We start from the raw sequence: 18,921 nt of genomic DNA on the forward strand, positions 1-18,921 counted from the left end.
GTCGCCCGCCACCGATCCGCCGCGCAAGGCGGCAAAGCCGATCGCGCCCTTGGCCCGTGCGCCTGTAATGCCATCGCGGCCGCGTTCGCTATGGTCGGCAAGGTCGATACCGCGTCCGCGCGCTGCCGCCTCACCGAGCAGCAGGGCGGTGCCGGAAGGGGCATCGACTTTGTGCCGGTGGTGCATCTCCACGATTTCGATATCCCAGTCGTCCCCCAGCCCAGCGGCGGCTTGTTCCACGAGGGCGGCGAGCAGGTTGACGCCGAGCGATGTATTGCCGGTCTGGAGCACGGGAATGACCAGCGCCGCCTGATCGATCAGCGCGTGATGGACAGGCTCCAGCCCGGTCGTGCCGATCAGGATCGGCTTGTGGGCGGCGATGCAGGCATCGAGATGGGCGGACAGCGCGCCGGGGACGGAGAAATCGATAAGCACGTCGCTTGCCTGGGCCAGTGCTGCGACATCGGTCGTGATCGGGATACCCGGTGCGATCTCGCCGCTGCCTGCGCGGTCGGTGCCGCCCGCCAGGCCCAAGCCCGCTTCCGTCGCGACTGCGGCGATTGTCTGCCCCATGCGGCCTGCGGCCCCGAAAATTCCGATGCTGATCATGAAGACGCCGTCCCTGTTGTGCTGGGAAGCGCGGATGCCAGAGCGACGCGCTTTTGTCATCCCCGCACGGCAGGGAAGGGGCGTCTCAGCGCTCGTTGAGGCGCGGCATCAGTTCGACAAAATTGCAGGGACGAAACCGGCTGTCGAGTTGGGTGATCAATATGCCGTCCCAGGCATCCTTCACCGCGCCGGTGGAGCCGGGCAGGGCGAAGATATAGGTGCCGCGCGCGACGCAGGCGGTGGCGCGGGACTGGATCGTGGAGGTGCCGATCTTCTGATAGCTGAGCCAACGGAACAGTTCGCCGAAACCCGGAATTTCCTTGTCCTGCACCTGCGCCACCGCTTCGGGGGTCACGTCGCGCCCGGTAACGCCGGTGCCGCCGGTGGTCAGGATCACGTCGACCTTCGGGTCGTCGATCCAGGTGTGCAGTCGTGCCACGATCGCCGCCTTGTCGTCGCGTTCGACATAGCGACCGGCGAGGATATGGCCCGCTTTTTCCAGCCGTTCGACCAGCGCGTCGCCGGAGCGATCATCGGCCAGTCCGCGCGTGTCCGACACTGTCAGTACAGCGATGCGTACAGGGATGAAGGCCCGGCTTTCATCGATCGGCATCAGTCCGAACCGCCACCCATGCTGCCACGCCCATCGGCCTTGCTCAGCCGCACCAGCTTCATGCCCTTGGAAGTCGGGAAGGTCGGCCACAAGCCCTGGGCCATGCCGGTCAGGCAATCGGCGCTGCCCTTGCCCTGGATCTGATACATCCAGTAATTGCGCATGACGATGTTCACATAGGCGCGGGTTTCATAATAGGGTAGCGATTCCATGAAGAGCAGCGGGTCGCCCTTGTCCTTCACTTCGCTGTTCCAGCGTTCGACAGGCATCGGCCCGGCATTATACGCCGCCATGACCTTGGGCAGCAGTCCGCCGGTCGCGCTCATGTCGCGCAGCGCTTCGAGATAGCGCTGGCCAAATTCCATGTTAGTCGACGGCACGAACAATTGGTCAGCCGAGGCGAGGCCCATGTCGCTGCCGGTGCCGGGCCGCACCTGCATCAGGCCGCGCGCGCCTGCGCTCGAAACGACCTGCGATCGGAAGCCCGATTCCTGTAGGGTGTGGGCGTAGATCAGCGCCGGGTCGACGCGCCAGCCGCCATCGGGCTGCCAGTTGGGGGCGGGGAAGCGGGCGAAACTTTCGGGCTGCTTGCCAGCGGGGCCGTTATGGGCGAGCCATAATTGGGTTTCGGGCAGGCTGAGCGCGCTGGCGAGGCGGATCAGTGCGTCATAATGGCCGGTGCCACCAATCTTCGCCTGATGGCGCAGCAATTCTTCGGCACGGGCGTTTTCGCCGATGGCGCTCAGCGCAATGGCGGCGCGGGCATTGGGGCTGTCCTTGAGCAATTGCCATTCGGACGCGCCGAACCGGTTGGTGACAGGCGCAGCGCCGAGTGGCAGGCCAAGCGATTCGCGGGCCAGCAGACCGTAAAAGGTCTCTTCCGACCGGCTGGCGAGCTTGAGATAATTTTGGACCTTGTCCGCTTCGCCGCACACCATATAGGCGCGCGACGCCCAATAGGCACCGGCCGCGCGCATGTCGTTGTTACCGGCCAGCGCCGCGACATTGGCGAAGGACGGGGCGGCGGCGCGACAGTCATTCTGACGCCAGGCGGCAAGGCCAGCGGTCCAGTGGGCCTGTACGCTCCAGTCGCCGCCAGCCCGCGCTTCCAACGCGCGCGCGGCCATGCGCCGGGCATTGCTATCGTCGCTTTCGATATAATAGGCCCAGGCAACCCGCTGGCGTACCTCAGTCAGGCCTTCAGGCGTCAGGCCCGCTTCGCCGCTTGCCAGCAGCGCTTCGGCGCCGATGGGGTTGTCCGCTTTGATGTACGTTTGAATTTGGCCCGCGAGCGCCTGGGCCAGCATGTCGGTCTTGACCGCGGCGACATATTCGCGGCGGGGGGCGGCGCCCAGCCAGACCATCTTCTGCACTTGCGGCAGGATCGGCAGGATGGTCGCGCCGCGCTTTTGCGCCAGGCGGGAAAGTTGGTCGGCCTTGGGGAGCCAGGCGGCTTTGTTCACCAGGTCGAGCAGGTCGAACAGTTCGACCCTGGGCGATCCCTTTGCGAGATAGAGTTCGGACAACGCCAGCGGCTGCATAGCATCCTTCGCGTCCAGCGCGTCGATCATCGCGCGGGCGTCGGACCATTTCTGATCGCGCAGGGCGACGAAGATGCTGCGATAGCGGGCCTTGTCCCCGTCCGACAGGACAAGCGGGGAGTTGCTGACCAAAGCCGCCGATGCCGGCGGCAAGGTGCCGGTCGTTTCCGCCGACACGGGCAGCGCGGCGGCAACACCCATTGCGAACAGGGCCAGGCAGGACAGGCGCGTCGCGGCTCTAGTCATGGTCGGTTTCCTCGATAAGGCTTTGCAAAGCGCGCCAGCATTGCGCCTTGGCCGCTGGTTGCGTGAGCAGCAGGCGGGGGTGAAATGTGGCGACGACGGGCACAATGCCGCCATCATGGTTAAAGCCGGGTAAAGCAGTAGACGCCTCGCCACCGCCCGTCTGCATCAGCGCACGGATCGTCCGATCGCCGAGCAGAAGCAGGCGGCGGGGCCGGGCGAGATGGACATGGGTGGCCATGCGCGTGGCGGCGCTCGCGATGTCGCTTGCCTCCACCATGCCGCCGGGCGGGCGGGCAAAAAACAGGGAGGCGATATAGCAATGTGCCCGGTCGAGGCCGATGGCGCGCAGCATCGAATCGAACAAGGCACCCGCCCGATCGGCCAATAGCATTCCTTGCTCGATATCGGCGGGATCGGGCATGTCGGTGACGATCATCAAGGGCGCATCGATCGGCCCGGTCGGCAGAATCGCGCGGCCCGCCCAGCGTTGTTCGGGCTGCCCCGCATCGCTTGCGAGCCACGTCTGAAACGCCTGCAAATCCTGCGGTTTGGCGACTGGGGGAGCAATCGGGACGCTCGATTGCGCCGCTGATGCCGTAGCGGCCAAGACCGGACGCAACCAGTTGACGGGCGTTTCCGCCACCGCGCCTTCCACGCCGGCAAGCTGCCACCACGCCAGATAGGCGTCGGCACCCAGCGCCGCATTGTCCTGCATTGATCCCCGCATATGCTCCTAAGGGCCAGAGGTTGACGAGGGGGTCAAGGTGCTTCATCGCCTGTGATGGTAGAGTGTTGGAGTAATAAGGCGATCGGAAGATCGGGGTGCAGCCCGCCGGACGCCGATATGGAGGGACTATGAGCGAACGGGAATCGATGCCCTATGACATCGTCATCGTCGGCGGTGGACCAGCTGGACTGTCTGCGGCGATCCGGCTGAAACAGCTTGCCACTGACGCGGGCCAGGAGCTGGCCGTGTGCGTACTGGAAAAAGGCTCCGAAATCGGGGCGCATATCCTGTCGGGCGCGGTGATCGATCCCAAGGCGCTCGATGAGTTGCTGCCGCAATGGCGCGACATGGGCTGTTCGCTGGCGCAAACGCCGGTGACCGACAACCAGCATTGGTTCCTGACCAAGTCCGGCAAGATGGCCATGCCGCACATCATGACGCCGGGCTGGATGCATAATAAGGGCACCTATACCGGATCGCTGGGCAATCTGTGCCGCTGGCTGGCTGAGCAGGCCGAGGGGCTGGGCGTCGAAATCTTCCCCGGCTTTGCCGCCGCCGAGATCCTCTATCATGAAGATGGCAGCGTGAAGGGTGTCGCCACCGGTGACATGGGTGTCGATCGCGAAGGCAAGCATAAGGGCGATTATCAGCCCGGCCTAGAACTCCACGCCAAATATACCTTCTTCGCCGAAGGCGCGCGCGGGCACCTCACTAAGATCTTGAAGCGCCAGTTTGCGCTGGACGCGGACAGCGAGCCGCAGGTCTATGGCCTGGGCATGAAGGAATTGTGGGACATTGATCCGGCGCTGCATCAGCCCGGCTTGGTGATCCACAGTCAGGGCTGGCCGCTGACCGATGCCTATGGCGGCGGCTTCCTCTATCATCAGGCCAATGGCCAGGTGGCATTGGGCTTCGTTGTGGGACTGGGTTACCGCAACCCGCATCTCTACCCGTTCGAAGAATTTCAGCGCTGGAAACAGCATCCCGACATCCGCAAGTTTCTCGAAGGCGGTCGTCGTGTGTCCTATGGTGCGCGCGCAATCAACGAAGGCGGCTGGCAGTCAGTGCCCAAGCTGGACTTCCCCGGCGGCGCGCTGATCGGCTGTTCTGCTGGCTTTGTTAACGTGCCCCGCATCAAGGGCACGCATACGGCGATGAAGTCGGGCATGCTGGCGGCCGAAGCCGCCTTTGCCGCTGTGCAGGCGGGACGGACGAGTGACAGCCTTACCGACTATGACGCCGCCGTGCGGTCGAGCTGGATCGCCGACGAATTGAAGCTTGTCAAAAATGCCGAACCGCTGCTGTCCAAATTTGGCGGCACGACCGGCACGCTGCTGGCGGGCATCGACATGTGGATGCGGACGCTCAAGATCGGCCTGCCCTTCACGATGAAGCACAAGCCCGACAATGAGAAGATCTGGCACAAGGACGCCTGCGCCAAGATCGCCTATCCCAAGCCCGATGGCGTGGTCAGCTTCGATCGCCTGTCCTCGGTGTTCCTGTCGAACACCAATCATGAGGAGGACCAGCCGGTCCATCTGCAGCTGAAGGACCCGGCGATCCCGATCAGCTATAATCTGCCCCTTTATGACGAACCGGCGCAGCGTTATTGTCCGGCAGGCGTCTATGAAGTGGTGGGTGAGGAAGAGGGCAATCCCCGTTTCCAGATCAACGCGCAGAATTGCGTCCACTGCAAGACGTGCGATATCAAGGACCCGACCCAGAATATCAATTGGGTCGTACCCGAAGGCGGCGGAGGACCGAATTATCCCAATATGTAAGCGCCTGATCCTGTCTCTCTCGCTGATGATCCCGGCCGCCGCCGGGGCATCGGTCGATCCGCAAAGCGCGCTGCACACTTACGCGCAGGCGCGGTTGGCGGATAGCGACGGCGCGCTGGCGCTCGCCGTCGCCCATTATGGCGAGGCGCTGGCACTCGACCCCGACCGGGTCGAGATCGCCGAACGCGCCTATGTTCAGGCGCTGGAGAGCGGGGACAAGGCGCTGGCGCTGCGATCAGCGGCTTTGCTGGACCAGGCGGGCTTGTTGCCGCGCGATGGCACCTTGTTGCGGATCGGCGAGGCGCTGGAGCAGCGCAACTGGGTTGCCGCCGCGACGCTGGCCGACCGGATGGAAGAGGAGGGCAATTTCGCCTTTCTCGGCCCGATTTTGCGGAGCTGGATCGCGATGGGCGAAGGTGGTTCCGTGCCGCTCGCCATTGATGCGAAGGATCGATTCGCGGCGTTAGCGCAGCGTTATGTCGATGAACATCAGGCGCTGCTGGCGTTGAACGCGGGGGACATCGAAGGCGCGAAGCCGCCGCTGCGTCGCGCGATCGCATTGCGGCCCGCCGATGCCGGGTTGCGCCTGTCCTTCGCCACCCAATTGGCGGGGCGCAAGGCCAAGGCGGAAGCGCTGCTGCTGTTGCCACCGGGCCAGGCGCATTTCAGACAGGCGCGGGCCGAGATCGAGCGACGCAGGATCAAGGCTGCGCCACTGACCCCGGCGCAGGGCTATGCGCGGTTGCTGGCGCGGTTGGCGGTGGATATCGGGTCGGATCGGGAGGGCGTTGGGCTGGCGCTGCGGCTGGCGCGGATCGCGACCTTTGCCGATCCTGATTCGCCGGAAAATCATATCATTGCCGCGCGGCTGTTGACGGTCGCGGGTTTTGCCAAAGCCGCGATCGCGCAAGTGGACAAGGTGCCGCCTGCCGGTTGGTATGGCGCGCTGGCGCAAGCGGAGCGGGTGGACGCGCTGGCGGCCGATGGCCAGATGGACGCGGCGCTGACGCTCGCGCGCACGCTGGCGGTGGAGCCTGACGCGGAGGCGGAGCGCCATGTGCGGCTGGGCCGCCTGCTCGCCGAGCAGAAGGATTTCGATGGCGCAGCAGGCGCGTTTCGCGCGGCGCAGGCGCGTTTTGGCGATGCGGCCCCGCCCTGGTCGCTGCTGCTGTTCGAAGGCAGTGCGCTGGAACAGGGCAAGCGCTGGGACGAAGCGCGCGCGGTGCTGGAACGGGCTGCGGCGCTGGCGCCCAATGAGCCGGTCATCCTCAATTATCTGGGCTATGCGCAGATCGAGCGGCGTCAGAATGTCGCGGCGGCGCTCGACATGCTCAAAAAGGCAAGTGCGCTCAAGCCGCAAGACCCGTCCATTACCGATTCGCTGGGATGGGCGCAGTTCGTCACGGGCGACGTCAAAGCCGCCGTCCCCGTGCTGGAACGGGCGGCAGCGGGCGCCCCGGCCGACGTGACCATCAACGAGCATCTGGGCGACGCGCTGTGGACCGCCGGGCGACGCTATGAAGCGCGCTATGCCTGGGCCGCGGCGTCGATCCATGCGGAGGGCGACGTGGCGACGCGGATTGCCGCCAAGACCAAGGAAGGATTGAAGCCCGAATATGCCGCACCCTGACGCGGAACTGGAGGCCGATAGCTTCGTCGAAACCGCTTATGCCAAGGTCAATGTCGCGCTGCATGTGCGGGCGCGGCGGGACGATGGCTATCATGCGCTGGAAAGCCTGTTCGTTTTTGCCGAGCATGGCGACCGGCTGATCGGCCAGGCGACGGATGATGGCGCGATCGACCTGATGATCGACGGGCCGTTCGGCGGCGCGCTGGATGCGGGGCCGGGCAATCTGGTGGTGAAGGCGGCGCGGGCGTTGCAATCCTATCTCGGTGAACAGCGGGGTGCGGCGATCCGGTTGACCAAGATCTTGCCGGTGGCGTCCGGAATTGGTGGCGGATCGGCCGATGCCGCCGCGACCTTGCGACTGCTGGTGTGGCTGTGGGATGTCCGCATCGAGGAGCGGGAACTGGCGGCGCTGGCGCTCGATCTGGGATCGGACGTGCCGGCTTGCATCGCCAGCGTGACGCAACTGGTCACGGGGCGGGGCGAGGGACTTGCTCGGCATGCGGTCGAGGGGCTGGCGGGCATGGCGATGCTGCTGGTCAATCCGGGCGTTGCCGTGCCAACGGGGCAGGTCTTTGCCGGGTGGGACAGGCAGGATCGTGGGCCGCTTGATGCCGGGAGCTTGGATGCGCTGACAGGTTCGGGCCGCAATGATCTGGAATCACCGGCGATTGCGGTGGCTCCGGTGATTGCGGAGGTGCTAGATTGTCTCAACGCGCAACCGGGGCTGGTCCTTGCCCGTATGTCGGGATCGGGCGCGACCTGCTTTGCCTTGTTCGCGGATGACGCCGCTTTGGCCGACGCAGCAATGGCGGTGCGCATCGCCCATCCCGATTGGTGGGTGATGGAAACACGGATCGGCGTGGCATGAGCGAGGCCTTTACCCTGGTCGAAGCGGGTGGGCTGGACCTGCTGATCGTTACCGATCATGCGTCGGCGCATGTGCCGAAGGATATCGATCTTGGCATCGACCCGGTGCTGCGTGCCAACCATATTGCGATCGACATTGGCGTGGCGGCGGTCAGTCGGCTGCTCGCTGCGCAATTGGGTGGCACGGCAACATTGGGCGGCGTGTCGCGGCTGGTGATCGACCTCAACCGCGAAGAGGATGCGCCCGGCCTGTTGCCGGTGATGAGCGATGGCCATGTGATATCAGGCAACCGCGCTGCTGACCTGTCCGACCGGATGCGGCGCTTTTATCATCCCTATCATCATGCGATCGGGCAGCGACTGGCCATGATGGCCTCGCCCTTCATCCTGTCCGTCCACAGTTTCACCCCCCGGCTGGCGAGCGACCCGGAGCAGCGGCCGTGGGAGATCGGCATCCTCTATGGCGAGGATGATCGCGCAGCGCGAATCGCCATTCCCTTGCTGGAGGCGGCAGGGCTGATCGTCGGCGACCAGCAGCCCTATTCGGGCAAGCTGCTCAATGCGACGATGAACCGCCATGCCGAAGCCAATGGCATCCCGTATCTGGGTATCGAGATGCGGCAGGATTTGGTCGCGGACCCGGCGGGGCAGCGACGCTTTGCCGATCTGCTGGGACCGGTGGTGCTGGCTTGCCGGAGTGCGCTGACATGAGGCGTCACGGCTATTGGGGGCTGTTGCTGAGCCTTTCGGCGTGCGGGGCCGACCCCTCGGTGTTGGGAAATGGGCCGGACGCGCGCGTTGATGACGGCATGGCGGAATGTGCGATCGGGCCTGATGCGGCCTGGGCGCGGGATTGTGCGGTGGAGCGGGCGGGCAGTAAGCTGACGATCCGGCATCCCGATGGCGGGTTTCGCCGCTTCACGGTGCTGGACGATGGCCGGGGGCTTGAGGCCGCTGACGGCGCCGAGGAAGCCAAGCTCCAGTTGATCGACAAGGATCAGATCGAAATCCGCATCGGCGGTGACCGCTACCGCATGCCGGTTCAAGTGGCGGGGGCCGCGCCCCGATGACGGGCACGCCGATCCTGACCGCTGCGCAGATGCGGGCGGCGGAGCAGGCGGTGTTTGCGTCGGGTGTCCCGGACTATGCGCTGATGGAGCGCGCAGGCGCGGCGGCTGCCGCGATCATCTGGCGGGCAGGTGGACTGCGCGACACGCTGGTCTTGTGCGGGCCGGGCAATAATGGCGGCGATGGCTATGTGATTGCGCGGTTGCTGCGCGAACGGGGCGTGGCGGTGCGGGTGGCGGCGCTGGGCGAGAGCCGCACGCCGTCGAGCCAGCGCGCCCGCGCCGAATGGGGCGGGCCGGTCGAGGAGTTGGCGATGGCCGCACCTGCGAGCCAGCTGGTGGATGCGCTGTTCGGCACCGGCCTGTCGCGCGGATTGGACGGGGCGGCTGTCGCGCGATTGGCTGAACTGACCAACGCGGCGAGCCATAGCTATGCCATCGACCTGCCGAGCGGGGTGGAGACGGATAGCGGTGCGCTTCTTTCCGCCGTGCCGCGCTTTGGGCTTTGCATCGCGTTAGGTGCGCTCAAGCCCGCGCATCTTCTCTATCCGGCGGCGGGCTGTTTCGAGCGGCTGATCACTGCGCCGATTGGCATTTCTGCGCCGGATCAGGTTCACCGGCTGGGGCCGCCCCGGCTCATGGCTCCGGGGGCGGATACGCATAAATATACACGCGGCCTGGTGGCGGTGGTCGGTGGATCCATGCCCGGCGCGGCGCGGCTGGCGGCGCGATCGGCGGCGATGTCGGGTGCTGGCATGGTTCGGCTGTTCGCCATGGATGGGGCGGTGACCGGACCGGATGCCATCATTCATCAGCAGGCGCAGACGGCGGCGGACGTTGCGAGGGCGCTGGACGATGAGCGAATCGCTGTTGTGCTGGTCGGGCCGGGCTTGGGACGCGATGCGGTGGCGCGTGATCGGCTGGCGGCAGTGGTGGCGGCGGGCCATCGGCTAGTGCTGGATGCCGATGCGCTGACGCTGTTGGCTGTCGATGCCATTCCGCGCGGCGCGATCCTGACGCCGCATGAAGGCGAGTTTCGACGGCTGTTCGGCGACCTGCCCGGCAGCAAGATTGATCGCGCGCGGGCGGCGGCGGCGCAAAGCGGCGCGGTGGTGATCTACAAGGGCGCGGACAGCGTGATCGCTGCGCCGGATGGACGGGTTGCCGTGGCGGCAGGCGCTTCGAGCTGGCTGTCGACTGCCGGGACCGGCGATGTGCTGGCCGGGCTGGTCGCCGGGCGGCTGGCGGTGACGGGCGATCCGTTTCGTGCCGAGAGCGAGGCGGTATGGCTGCATGGTGATGCCGCGCGGCGGTCGGACGCGGCGTTCGTTGCCGATGATTTGCCTGATGCGCTGCCAGCGGCTATCGCCGCGCGATTGTGACAGACAGCGACCCAGACATCATCATCCGTATCGCCGCCAAGGGCGATGGCATCACCGCCGATGGCCGCCACGCGGCGCTGACCGCACCGGGCGACCGGCTCTTGCCCGATGGCATGGTTGAGCGCGGACCCCATCATGTCGCGCCGCCCTGCGTGCATTTTCCGGCCTGTGGCGGCTGCGAGCTACAGCATCTCGATGACGCCAGCCTGTCCGATTTCGTGACCGGGCGGGTGGTCGGGGCGCTCGCCGGACAAGGGGTGACGGCGCAGACGGTGCTGCCCGCCCATCTGTCGCCGCCGATGACGCGGCGGCGCGCGTCGCTGCGGGCGGCGCGATCGGGGCGCAAGATCATCATCGGCTTTGCCGAGGCGGGCAGCCACACGCTGATTGACCTGACCATGTGTACGGTGCTCGACCCGCGCCTGTTCGCGCTGCTGGCGCCGTTGCGGGATTTGCTGGCGCTGATCCTGCCGGACAAGCGGGCCGCGCATGTCCGCATGTCGTTGATCGACCAGGGCGTCGACCTGCTGCTGGAAGGAGTGCAGGTCGAGGGATTGGCGGCGGACGAAGGGCTGGGCGATTTCGCGCGGACCCATGGGCTTGCCCGGCTGACGATCGACGAGGGCGACGGGCCGCAAACGCGCTGGGAACCCGAAGCGACGACGGTGACGTTCGGCGGCGTGGCGGTCGGCTTTCCGGCTTTCTCCTTCTTGCAGGCGACGCCCGATGGCGAAGCGGCGCTGGTCGCAGCGGTGCGCGATGCGATGCCGGAGACGGGGGCGATTGCCGACCTGTTCAGTGGCCTCGGCACCTTCGCGCTGGCGCTGGGTGCGAAGAGGCCCGTCTATGCGGCCGAGGGCGCGCGTGATGTGCTGCTCGCGCTCAAGCTGGCGGGGCAGCGGGCGCAGCGGCGGATGGTGGCGGATCATCGCGACCTGTTCCGACGTCCGCTGACGCCGGAGGAACTCAACCGTTTTGCCGCCGTCGTGCTGGACCCGCCGCGCGCGGGCGCGAGGGAACAGGTGATGCAACTGGCGGCCTCGACCGTGCCGGTGATCGCCTATGTCTCCTGCAATCCGGCGAGTTTCGCGCGCGACGCGGTGCATCTGATCGCGGGCGGCTATCGCCTGGAGAGCGTGCGCCCGGTCGGGCAGTTCCGCTGGTCCACCCATGTCGAGATGGTCGGCATCTTCCACCGATAAAAAAGTCCCTCGCCGCAGGGGGAGCGGCGAGGGACTGGCATCCTCTCCAACAGGGAAACCGAGGTCGGTTTAGCCCAGCTTGATGACGGTTGCGCGACGGCGGGCGGGTACGGCTTCGGCATAGAGGCTGGCCATCGGCGCATCCTCCACTTCGATCGTCGCTTCCGACGTGAAGCCGTTGAAGCCGGTCCGCATCGCCGCGCCATAAGCACCCAACATGCCGATCTCGATATAGTCGCCGACGCCGACATCGGCGGGCAGCATGAACGGACCGACCATATGGTCCATATCGTCGCAGGTCGGGCCGTAGAAGGAGAAGCCGGTCTGCTCCGCCATGCTATCCTCTTCGCGCAGCAGCGCGACGGGGAAGCGCCAGCCGATATGCGCCGCATCGAACAAGGCACCATAGGCACCGTCGTTGATGTAGAGTTCGGTGCCGCGACGGCGCTCTACCCGGACGATGATGGAGCTATATTCGGCGGACAAGGCCCGGCCGGGTTCGCACCACAATTCGGACGAATAGCTGACCGGCAGGCTTTCAAAGCCACGGTGGATCGCGTCGAAATAATTTTCGAGCGCGACCGGCTCCATGCCGGGATAGATGGACGGAAAGCCGCCGCCGACATCGATGATGTCGACCGTCACGGCCGCATCGACGATCGCCGCGCGGACGCGTTCGATCGCGTCGCTATAGGCCTGCGGGCTCATCGCCTGGCTGCCGACATGGAAGCAGATGCCCAAGGCATCGGCGGCCTGACGGGTGGCCATCAGCAGATCGCGGGTCTCGCCCAGTTCCGCGCCAAATTTCGACGCGAGGGACAGTTCGCTATGCTCGGACGACACGCGCAGACGGACGCACAGTTCCAGATCGGTCGCATCATTGGTGGCGCGCATGATCTTTTCCAACTCGTCGATCGTGTCGAGCGAGAAGGTGCGAACGCCATGGACGGCATAGGCTTCGGCAATGGCTTCTTCAGCCTTGACCGGATGCATGAAGCAAAGCTTCGCGTCCGGCAGCGTTTCGGCGACGAGGCGCACTTCCGCGATGGAAGCAACGTCATAGTGCGAGATACCGCTGTCCCACAATGTCCGAAGCAAATCGGGCGAGGGGTTCGCCTTCACCGCATAGAGCGAGCGCCCCGGAAACTTCTCGACGAAGAATCGGGCTGCCCGAGCCGCAGCTTGGGGACGAATAAGCGTTACCGGTGCTGCCGGTGTGAGGGCGGTTGCTACCCCCAGCGCGCTAGGATGCTTGTGCAATTCAAGGGACCTCCAGTGTAGTCAAGGTGAAAGAAGCTGCCTTGCGGTGGAAGTCCCATGGGGCAGCGGACGGCCGCTATATGCGGAGGGGTCTCCCCTGTAAAGCGCATATGAAAATTTTGTTGCGCAAGGTCGCGCGAAGCGTGCGTCAGGAGAGACGGGCCTTGAAGTCCTGATAGGAAAAGGCCCGGATTTGCCGGAGATCGTCGGTGGACGAGTTCCAAAGCCAGATGGCGGGCAGGGGCACGCCGTTGAAGCTATTGGTCTTGACCATCGAATAATGGGCCTGGTCAAGGAAGGCGATACGCGCGCCGGGTTCCGCGCCACCGGGGATTCGGTAATCGCCGATAATGTCCCCGGCAAGGCAGGAGGGGCCACCGAGTCGGACCAGCGGGCCTTCGCTCGGCTCATGCAGCATCGCGGGGCGATAGGGTGCCTCGATCACGTCGGGCATGTGGCAGGTGGCGGAGATGTCGGTGATGGCGACAGGCATGCCATTGTCGATCACGTCGAGAATTTCGCCGACCAATATGCCTGCGTCGAGCGCCATAGCTTCGCCCGGTTCCAGGTATAGTGTGAGGCCGGTCTTAGCCTTCACGCCCTGGAGAAAGGCGACGAGATCGTCGCGCTGATAATCGGCGCGGGTGATGTGGTGACCGCCGCCGAAATTCAGCCATTTGAGGGTCGAAAGATGCGGTAGGATATGGGGTTCGACCGCCGCCCAGGTGCGTTCGAGCGGTGCCAAATCCTGTTCGCACAGATTATGGAAATGAATGCCGTCGACGCCCGCAAGATGATCGGGTGTTAATTGGCTGACGGGAAAGCCGAGGCGGCTGTGCGGCTGCGACGGGTCATATTTGGCGACCTCGCCCTCCGGGTTTTGCGGGTTGATGCGCAGGCCGATGTCGAAATCATGCCCAGCCGCGCGGGCGGCGTCGATCTGCGGCTTGAAGCGGGCGATCTGGCCGGGGCTGTTGAAGATGACATGGTCGGAAATCTTGAGGATTTCGGCCAGGTCGTCGGGCTTGTAGGCGGCGCAATAGGTCGCGACCTCGCCCTTATATTCCTCGCGGCCGAGGCGCGCTTCGTACAGGCCCGATGCGCACACGCCGTCGAGATATTCGCCCACGACGCTGCCCAGCGACCACATGGAAAAGGCCTTGAGCGCGCCCAGCACTTTGATGCCCGCGCGGTCGCGAACATCGGCGAGGATCGCCAGATTGCGCCGGATCGCGGCCTCATCCACCACGAAGGCGGGCGAAGGCACGCGATACAGATCGAAATGCGCGAAGGCGGCGGGATCGCCGGCTTTGGTTTCCATGGTAGAACCTCGTCATTCCCGCGAAGGCGGGAATCCATTTCCCGACGTCACATCTAGGGCTTAGGCAGGAGATGGATCCCCGCCTGCGCGGGGATGACGGAGTCAGGCTGGGATGCCCGCGCGTTAGAAGTTAAGCGGCGCGTCCAGTTCCTTCACCTGCCAGGGCAGGCCATGTTTGTTGAGCATGTCCATGAACGGATCGGGATCGAACTGTTCGATGTTGAACACGCCTTCGCCGCGCCACGCGCCCGTCAGCATCATGGCGGCACCGATCATCGCGGGGACGCCGGTGGTGTAGCTGACTGCCTGGTTGCCGGTTTCGGCATAGGCGTCCTCATGATCGCACACCTGATAGAGATAGACGGTCTTGGCCTCGCCATCCTTCACGCCGGTTGCGATGTCGCCGATATTGGTCTTGCCCTTGGTGGTGGAACCCAGGCTCGATGGTTCAGGCAGCACGGCCTTGAGGAACTGGAGCGGGATGATCTCCTTGCCCTCATACATCACCGGGTCGATGCGGGTCATGCCGACATTCTGGAGGACTTCGAGATGCTTCAAATAAGCGTCGCCGAACGTCATCCAGAAACGGATGCGTTTGATTTCGGGATAGAATTTGGCGAGGCTTTCCAGTTCCTCATGATACATGAGGTACATATTCTTTTCGCCGACCTGGTCGAAGTCGAACGTCTGCTTGTGGCTGAGCGCCGGGCCTTCGACCCATTCGCCCGCTTCCCAGTGACGCGACGGCGCGGTCACTTCGCGGATGTTGATTTCCGGGTTGAAGTTGGTCGCGAAATGCTGGCCATGGTCGCCGCCATTGCAGTCGAGAATGTCGAGCGTGTCGATCGTGTCGAGCAGATGCTTCTTGATGTAGCTGGCGAAGACGCTGGTCACGCCGGGGTCGAATCCCGAACCCAGCAACGCCATGATGCCCGCTTCCTTGAAGCGATCCTGATAGGCCCATTGCCAGCCATATTCGAACTTGGGCGTGTCGCGCGGTTCGTAATTGGCGGTGTCGAGATAGTCGGTCTTGGTCGCGAGGCACGCGTCCATGATGTTGAGATCCTGATAGGGCAGGGCCAGGTTGACGACCAGCTTGGGCTGCACCTTCTCAATGAGCGCGATGGTGGCCGCGACATCATCGGCATCGACCTGCGCCACGTCGATGGTGACGCCGGTGCGGGCCAGAACCGATTCGGCGACCTTCTCGCAACTCACGATGCGGCGGCTGGCCAGCGTGATGTGCGAGAAAATATCGGGGTTCATCGCCATCTTGTGAACTGCGACAGACCCGACGCCGCCTGCGCCGATGACCAGAACCTTGCTCAATCTCGTCTCCATATCCTGTACGCGGCATGCGCGCTAAAAGGGTCATATAGGGGCTTGGCGTGACAGCGCAAAGTCAGATGCTTGGGCAGAGCGCACAGCACATGCCTTAAGGGGCAGTGGCGCAACCTTATCCAGTCCGCAAGCGTAAGGGCATCGCATCCCTATCAAGCCGATGCGTGGAAGAGGAAGTAAGCCCATGAAATTCTCGAACGTCTCGCTGGCGCTGGCCGCGACCCTGTTGTCCGTCAGTGGCGCGGCCCTGGCCAATCACCATAGGGGAAAGAACCCGATGGTCGGCGGCGCGGCCATGTATCCGACCAAGGATATCGTCGATAACGCCGTCAATTCGAAGGATCACACGACGCTGGTCGCCGCCGTCAAGGCCGCTGGCCTTGTCGATACGCTCAAGAGCGCCGGGCCGTTCACCGTGTTCGCGCCGACCAACGCCGCCTTTGCCAAGCTGCCCGCCGGTACGGTCGATACGCTGGTGAAGCCGGAAAATAAGGCGACGCTGACGAAGATCCTGACCTACCATGTTGTCGCGGGCAAGATGAACGCCGCCGACATCATCGCCGCCGCACAGGCCGCCGGTGGCAAGGCAACGCTGACCACGGTGGAAGGCCAGCCACTTACCGCATGGAAGGATGGCGATGCCGTGTATCTGCAGGATGCCAAGGGCGGCACGTCCAAGGTGACCATCGCCGACGTCAACCAGTCCAACGGCGTCATTCATGTCATCGACACGGTCTTGATGCCCTGATCCCTGTCGGGTGACATGAATGACGGCGGGCCAGCGGCGGGACAGTCCCGTTGCTGGCCCGTTTGTGTTGGTGAAGCAGGCTCAGCGCACCAGCTTCTTCAACTCCTCCACCGTATCCGCCTCTGCCGCAGGCTTGTCGCGCCGGATCCGGGCGATGCGGGGAAAGCGCATGGCAAGGCCCGATTTGTGCCGCTTGCTGTCGTGGATGCTGTCGAACGCGACTTCCAGCACCAGCGACTTTTCGACTTCCCGCACCGGGCCGAAGCGCGCCACCGTATTCTGGCGAACGAAGCGGTCGAGCATCTTGAGTTCCTCGTCGGTAAAGCCGCTATAGGCCTTGCCGACCGGATGCAGTTCGCCGTCCGCCGTCCAGCAGCCGAACGTATAGTCGGAATAAAAGGACGAGCGTTTGCCGTGTCCGCGCTGGGCGTACATCATCACGCAATCGGCGGTCAGCGGATCGCGCTTCCATTTATACCAGAGCGCGGCCTTGCGCCCGGCGACATAGGGGCTATCGCGGCGCTTGAGCATCACCCCTTCGATCGCGGCGTCGCGGGCACCGGCGCGGATGTCGGCGAGCGCGTCGAAATCGGCGGCGTCGATGATGGCGGACAGATCGAAGCGGGTGGCGTCGAGCTGCGGCATATAGGCTTCGAGCCGGGCGCGGCGGTCGGTCCAGGGCAGGGCGCGTAAATCCTCGTCGCCTTCGAGCAGCAGGTCGTAGAGGCGGACGAAAGCGGGGTAATCGGCCTGCATCTTGGCACTGACGACCTTGCGGCCAAGCCGTTGTTGCAGGGCGTTGAAACTGGCCGCTTCGCCGCCCTGAAACTCGCCGCGCACCAGCAATTCGCCGTCCAGCACGGCATGGCCGGTGAAGGCGGCGGCGATTTCGGGGAAGCTGGCGGAAATATCGTCGCCCGCACGGCTGTAGAGGCGGGTGTCGTTGCCCGTGCCGACGATCTGGATGCGGATGCCGTCCCATTTCCATTCGGCGACATAGTCGCTGAGGTCAACGCTGTCGGCTTCGAGCGGGTGGGCGAGCATGAAAGGGCGGAAGAAGGGCGTACCCGACGGGTCGGGGCGTTCGGTGCGGCCCTCCGCCCAGTCGAACAATGCGGCATAGGGCGGGGTCAGGGAATGCCAGACCTGTTCGACATCATCGACGTCTAGTCCGAACGCCTGTGCGAAACCCGTCTTGGCGAGGCGGGCGGAAATGCCGACGCGCAAGCCCCCGGTCGCGAGTTTGAGCAGGGCGAAGCGGCCGGACGCATCGAGATGGTTCATCATCTGCGCCAAAACGTCGGGCGCGGCGGCGCGGCTGGTGGCGTGAAGGCGATCGACCACGGTAGCGAGTGTCAGCGTGCCATCGTCCAGGTCGGGCGGTTCATTGGGTGGCGGGGGCCAGAGCAAGGCGACGGTTTCGGCCAGATCGCCGACATAGTCGCGGCTCATTTCATAGAGGACGGGATCGACGCGGGCGCGGATCATCTCGCCAATGGCGGAGGATTTGACCGCCTTGAGGTCGAGATTGCCGGTGAGGGCAGCGAGCGCCCAGCCGCGATCCGGGTCCGGCGCGGCGCTGAGATAAGCGGCGATCAGCGCCAGCTTGCCATTGCGCGAGCGGGTGTAGACGAGCGCGTCGAGCAGTTGGGAGAAGGATCTCATGATGTGACTTTGATTGCCGTTCGCCCTGAGCCTGTCGAAGGGCTTTTCTTCTTCTGAGGAAAAGAGAAGGGCTTCGACAGGCTCAGCCCGAACGGATGAAAGGTGGCGCTATTCATGTTCACCCTTCCTCCTCCTCGTCATCGCGTCCGACCAGCGCCAGCGCGCGGGCGCGGATCTGGTGGGTCATGCACCAGTGGAGCAGCGCTTCCTCGCGGCCATGGGTGATCCAGGTTTCGGTGGGGGCGACCTCGCGAATCGTGTCGGTCAACTCATCCCAGTCGGCATGGTCGGACAGGATCAGCGGCAGTTCGACATTCTTCTGCCGCGCCCGCTGACGCACGCGCATCCAGCCTGACGCCATGGCCGTGATCGGGTCGGGCAGGCAGCGGCTCCAGCGGTCGTTGAGCGCGGAGGGTGGCGCGACGACGATCGCGCCGCGCATATCCTTGGCCGCGACGCCGGTGGCAGGGCGCAGGTCGCCCATCTCGACGCCGAGTTCGGCATAGAGCGCACACATGCGTTCCATCGCGCCATGGAGGTAGATGGGGTCGCTATGCCCGCGCGCGCGCAGTTCGCAGATGACCCGCTGCGCCTTGCCTAGCGCATAGGCCCCGACCAAAACGCTCCGGTCAGGGTTGGCGTGGAGCGCGGCGAGCAGCCGGTCGATCTCGCTGCCGGTATCGGGATGGCGGAAGACGGGCAGACCGAAGGTCGCTTCGGTGACGAAAATGTCGCAGGGCACCGGCTCGAACGGGGGACAAGTGGGGTCGGGACGGCGCTTGTAATCGCCGGTCACGACGACGCGCTCGCCCGCATGGGTCAGCACGATCTGCGCCGATCCCAGCACATGACCCGCAGGCACATAGCGGATGGTGACGCCGCCCAGCCGGATTTCCTCGCCATAGCCGACCGCCGTGCCCG

17 protein-coding genes are annotated in these 18,921 nt (G+C 64.9%); 8 read left to right on the forward strand and 9 right to left on the reverse strand.

Going from position 1 to position 18,921, the window contains the following annotated elements; all coding sequences use genetic code 11:
* The 4 genes from dapB to IL54_RS16440 all read right to left on the reverse strand — a co-directional run.
* On the reverse strand, positions 1 to 609 hold a 609-nt coding region (gene dapB / locus IL54_RS24310; RefSeq protein WP_037478970.1), incomplete at its 3' end, for a 4-hydroxy-tetrahydrodipicolinate reductase.
* A gap of 85 nt (positions 610 to 694) precedes the next feature.
* Positions 695 to 1,222, reverse strand: a complete 528-nt coding sequence (moaB, locus tag IL54_RS16430) for a molybdenum cofactor biosynthesis protein B (protein ID WP_037476968.1) — start codon at positions 1,220 to 1,222, stop codon at positions 695 to 697.
* Entirely contained in the window at positions 1,222 to 3,009 is a 1,788-nt protein-coding gene (locus IL54_RS16435) for a lytic transglycosylase domain-containing protein (RefSeq protein WP_037476969.1), read from the reverse strand. The genes moaB and IL54_RS16435 overlap by 1 nt, the downstream gene beginning before the upstream one ends.
* A complete protein-coding gene (locus IL54_RS16440; protein WP_237748919.1) occupies positions 3,002 to 3,736 on the reverse strand; it encodes a uracil-DNA glycosylase family protein in 735 nt (244 codons plus the stop codon). Before IL54_RS16440 ends, IL54_RS16435 begins: the two co-directional genes overlap by 8 nt.
* Before the next feature lie 128 nt (positions 3,737 to 3,864).
* Here IL54_RS16440 and IL54_RS16445 point away from each other — a divergent pair, with 128 nt between their 5' ends.
* Genes IL54_RS16445 through IL54_RS16475 form a run of 7 tightly spaced genes read left to right on the forward strand, consistent with a single transcriptional unit; the run spans position 3,865 to position 11,665 of the window.
* On the forward strand, positions 3,865 to 5,517 hold the full coding sequence (locus IL54_RS16445) for an electron transfer flavoprotein-ubiquinone oxidoreductase (RefSeq protein WP_037476972.1): 1,653 nt from the start codon (positions 3,865 to 3,867) through the stop codon (positions 5,515 to 5,517).
* Between the two features lie 25 nt (positions 5,518 to 5,542).
* Positions 5,543 to 7,147: a tetratricopeptide repeat protein gene (locus IL54_RS16450; protein WP_037476975.1), complete on the forward strand. Its 1,605-nt coding sequence runs from the start codon at positions 5,543 to 5,545 to the stop codon at positions 7,145 to 7,147.
* Entirely contained in the window at positions 7,134 to 8,015 is an 882-nt protein-coding gene (locus IL54_RS16455; RefSeq protein ID WP_037476978.1) for a 4-(cytidine 5'-diphospho)-2-C-methyl-D-erythritol kinase, read from the forward strand. Before IL54_RS16450 ends, IL54_RS16455 begins: the two co-directional genes overlap by 14 nt.
* Complete coding sequence (locus tag IL54_RS16460; RefSeq protein WP_037476981.1) at positions 8,012 to 8,725, forward strand: N-formylglutamate amidohydrolase; 714 nt, start codon at positions 8,012 to 8,014, stop codon at positions 8,723 to 8,725. Before IL54_RS16455 ends, IL54_RS16460 begins: the two co-directional genes overlap by 4 nt.
* On the forward strand, positions 8,722 to 9,084 hold the full coding sequence (locus IL54_RS16465) for a hypothetical protein (protein ID WP_037476984.1): 363 nt from the start codon (positions 8,722 to 8,724) through the stop codon (positions 9,082 to 9,084). Before IL54_RS16460 ends, IL54_RS16465 begins: the two co-directional genes overlap by 4 nt.
* The gene (locus IL54_RS16470; protein ID WP_037476987.1) at positions 9,081 to 10,463 is read left to right on the forward strand and encodes a bifunctional ADP-dependent NAD(P)H-hydrate dehydratase/NAD(P)H-hydrate epimerase; all 1,383 of its coding nucleotides are present in this window, start codon (positions 9,081 to 9,083) and stop codon (positions 10,461 to 10,463) included. Before IL54_RS16465 ends, IL54_RS16470 begins: the two co-directional genes overlap by 4 nt.
* Positions 10,460 to 11,665, forward strand: a complete 1,206-nt coding sequence (locus IL54_RS16475; protein ID WP_037476989.1) for a class I SAM-dependent RNA methyltransferase — start codon at positions 10,460 to 10,462, stop codon at positions 11,663 to 11,665. Before IL54_RS16470 ends, IL54_RS16475 begins: the two co-directional genes overlap by 4 nt.
* 69 nt (positions 11,666 to 11,734) lie before the next feature.
* On the opposite strand, the gene IL54_RS16480 is transcribed toward IL54_RS16475, so the two are convergent.
* The 3 genes from IL54_RS16480 to IL54_RS16490 all read right to left on the reverse strand — a co-directional run bounded on the left by IL54_RS16480 (position 11,735) and on the right by IL54_RS16490 (position 15,575).
* Positions 11,735 to 12,925: a type III PLP-dependent enzyme gene (locus IL54_RS16480; RefSeq protein WP_037476990.1), complete on the reverse strand. Its 1,191-nt coding sequence runs from the start codon at positions 12,923 to 12,925 to the stop codon at positions 11,735 to 11,737.
* 148 nt (positions 12,926 to 13,073) lie between these two features.
* A complete protein-coding gene (locus IL54_RS16485; protein ID WP_037476992.1) occupies positions 13,074 to 14,246 on the reverse strand; it encodes a carboxynorspermidine decarboxylase in 1,173 nt (390 codons plus the stop codon).
* Positions 14,247 to 14,369: 123 nt separating this feature from the next.
* Positions 14,370 to 15,575, reverse strand: a complete 1,206-nt coding sequence (locus tag IL54_RS16490) for a saccharopine dehydrogenase family protein (protein WP_037478972.1) — start codon at positions 15,573 to 15,575, stop codon at positions 14,370 to 14,372.
* A 196-nt stretch (positions 15,576 to 15,771) separates the two neighbouring features.
* Here IL54_RS16490 and IL54_RS16495 point away from each other — a divergent pair, with 196 nt between their 5' ends.
* A complete protein-coding gene (locus IL54_RS16495; RefSeq protein WP_037476994.1) occupies positions 15,772 to 16,335 on the forward strand; it encodes a fasciclin domain-containing protein in 564 nt (187 codons plus the stop codon).
* Positions 16,336 to 16,416: 81 nt separating this feature from the next.
* Here the strand turns inward: IL54_RS16495 and IL54_RS16500 are convergent, their stop codons facing one another.
* Both IL54_RS16500 and IL54_RS16505 read right to left on the reverse strand, forming a co-directional pair.
* A complete protein-coding gene (locus IL54_RS16500) occupies positions 16,417 to 18,000 on the reverse strand; it encodes a cisplatin damage response ATP-dependent DNA ligase (RefSeq protein WP_037476997.1) in 1,584 nt (527 codons plus the stop codon).
* A gap of 118 nt (positions 18,001 to 18,118) precedes the next feature.
* On the reverse strand, positions 18,119 to 18,921 hold an 803-nt coding region (locus tag IL54_RS16505), incomplete at its 5' end, for a ligase-associated DNA damage response exonuclease (RefSeq protein WP_156106307.1).

Source organism: Sphingobium sp. ba1 (assembly GCF_000743655.1).
Taxonomy (GTDB): Bacteria; Pseudomonadota; Alphaproteobacteria; order Sphingomonadales; family Sphingomonadaceae; genus Sphingobium.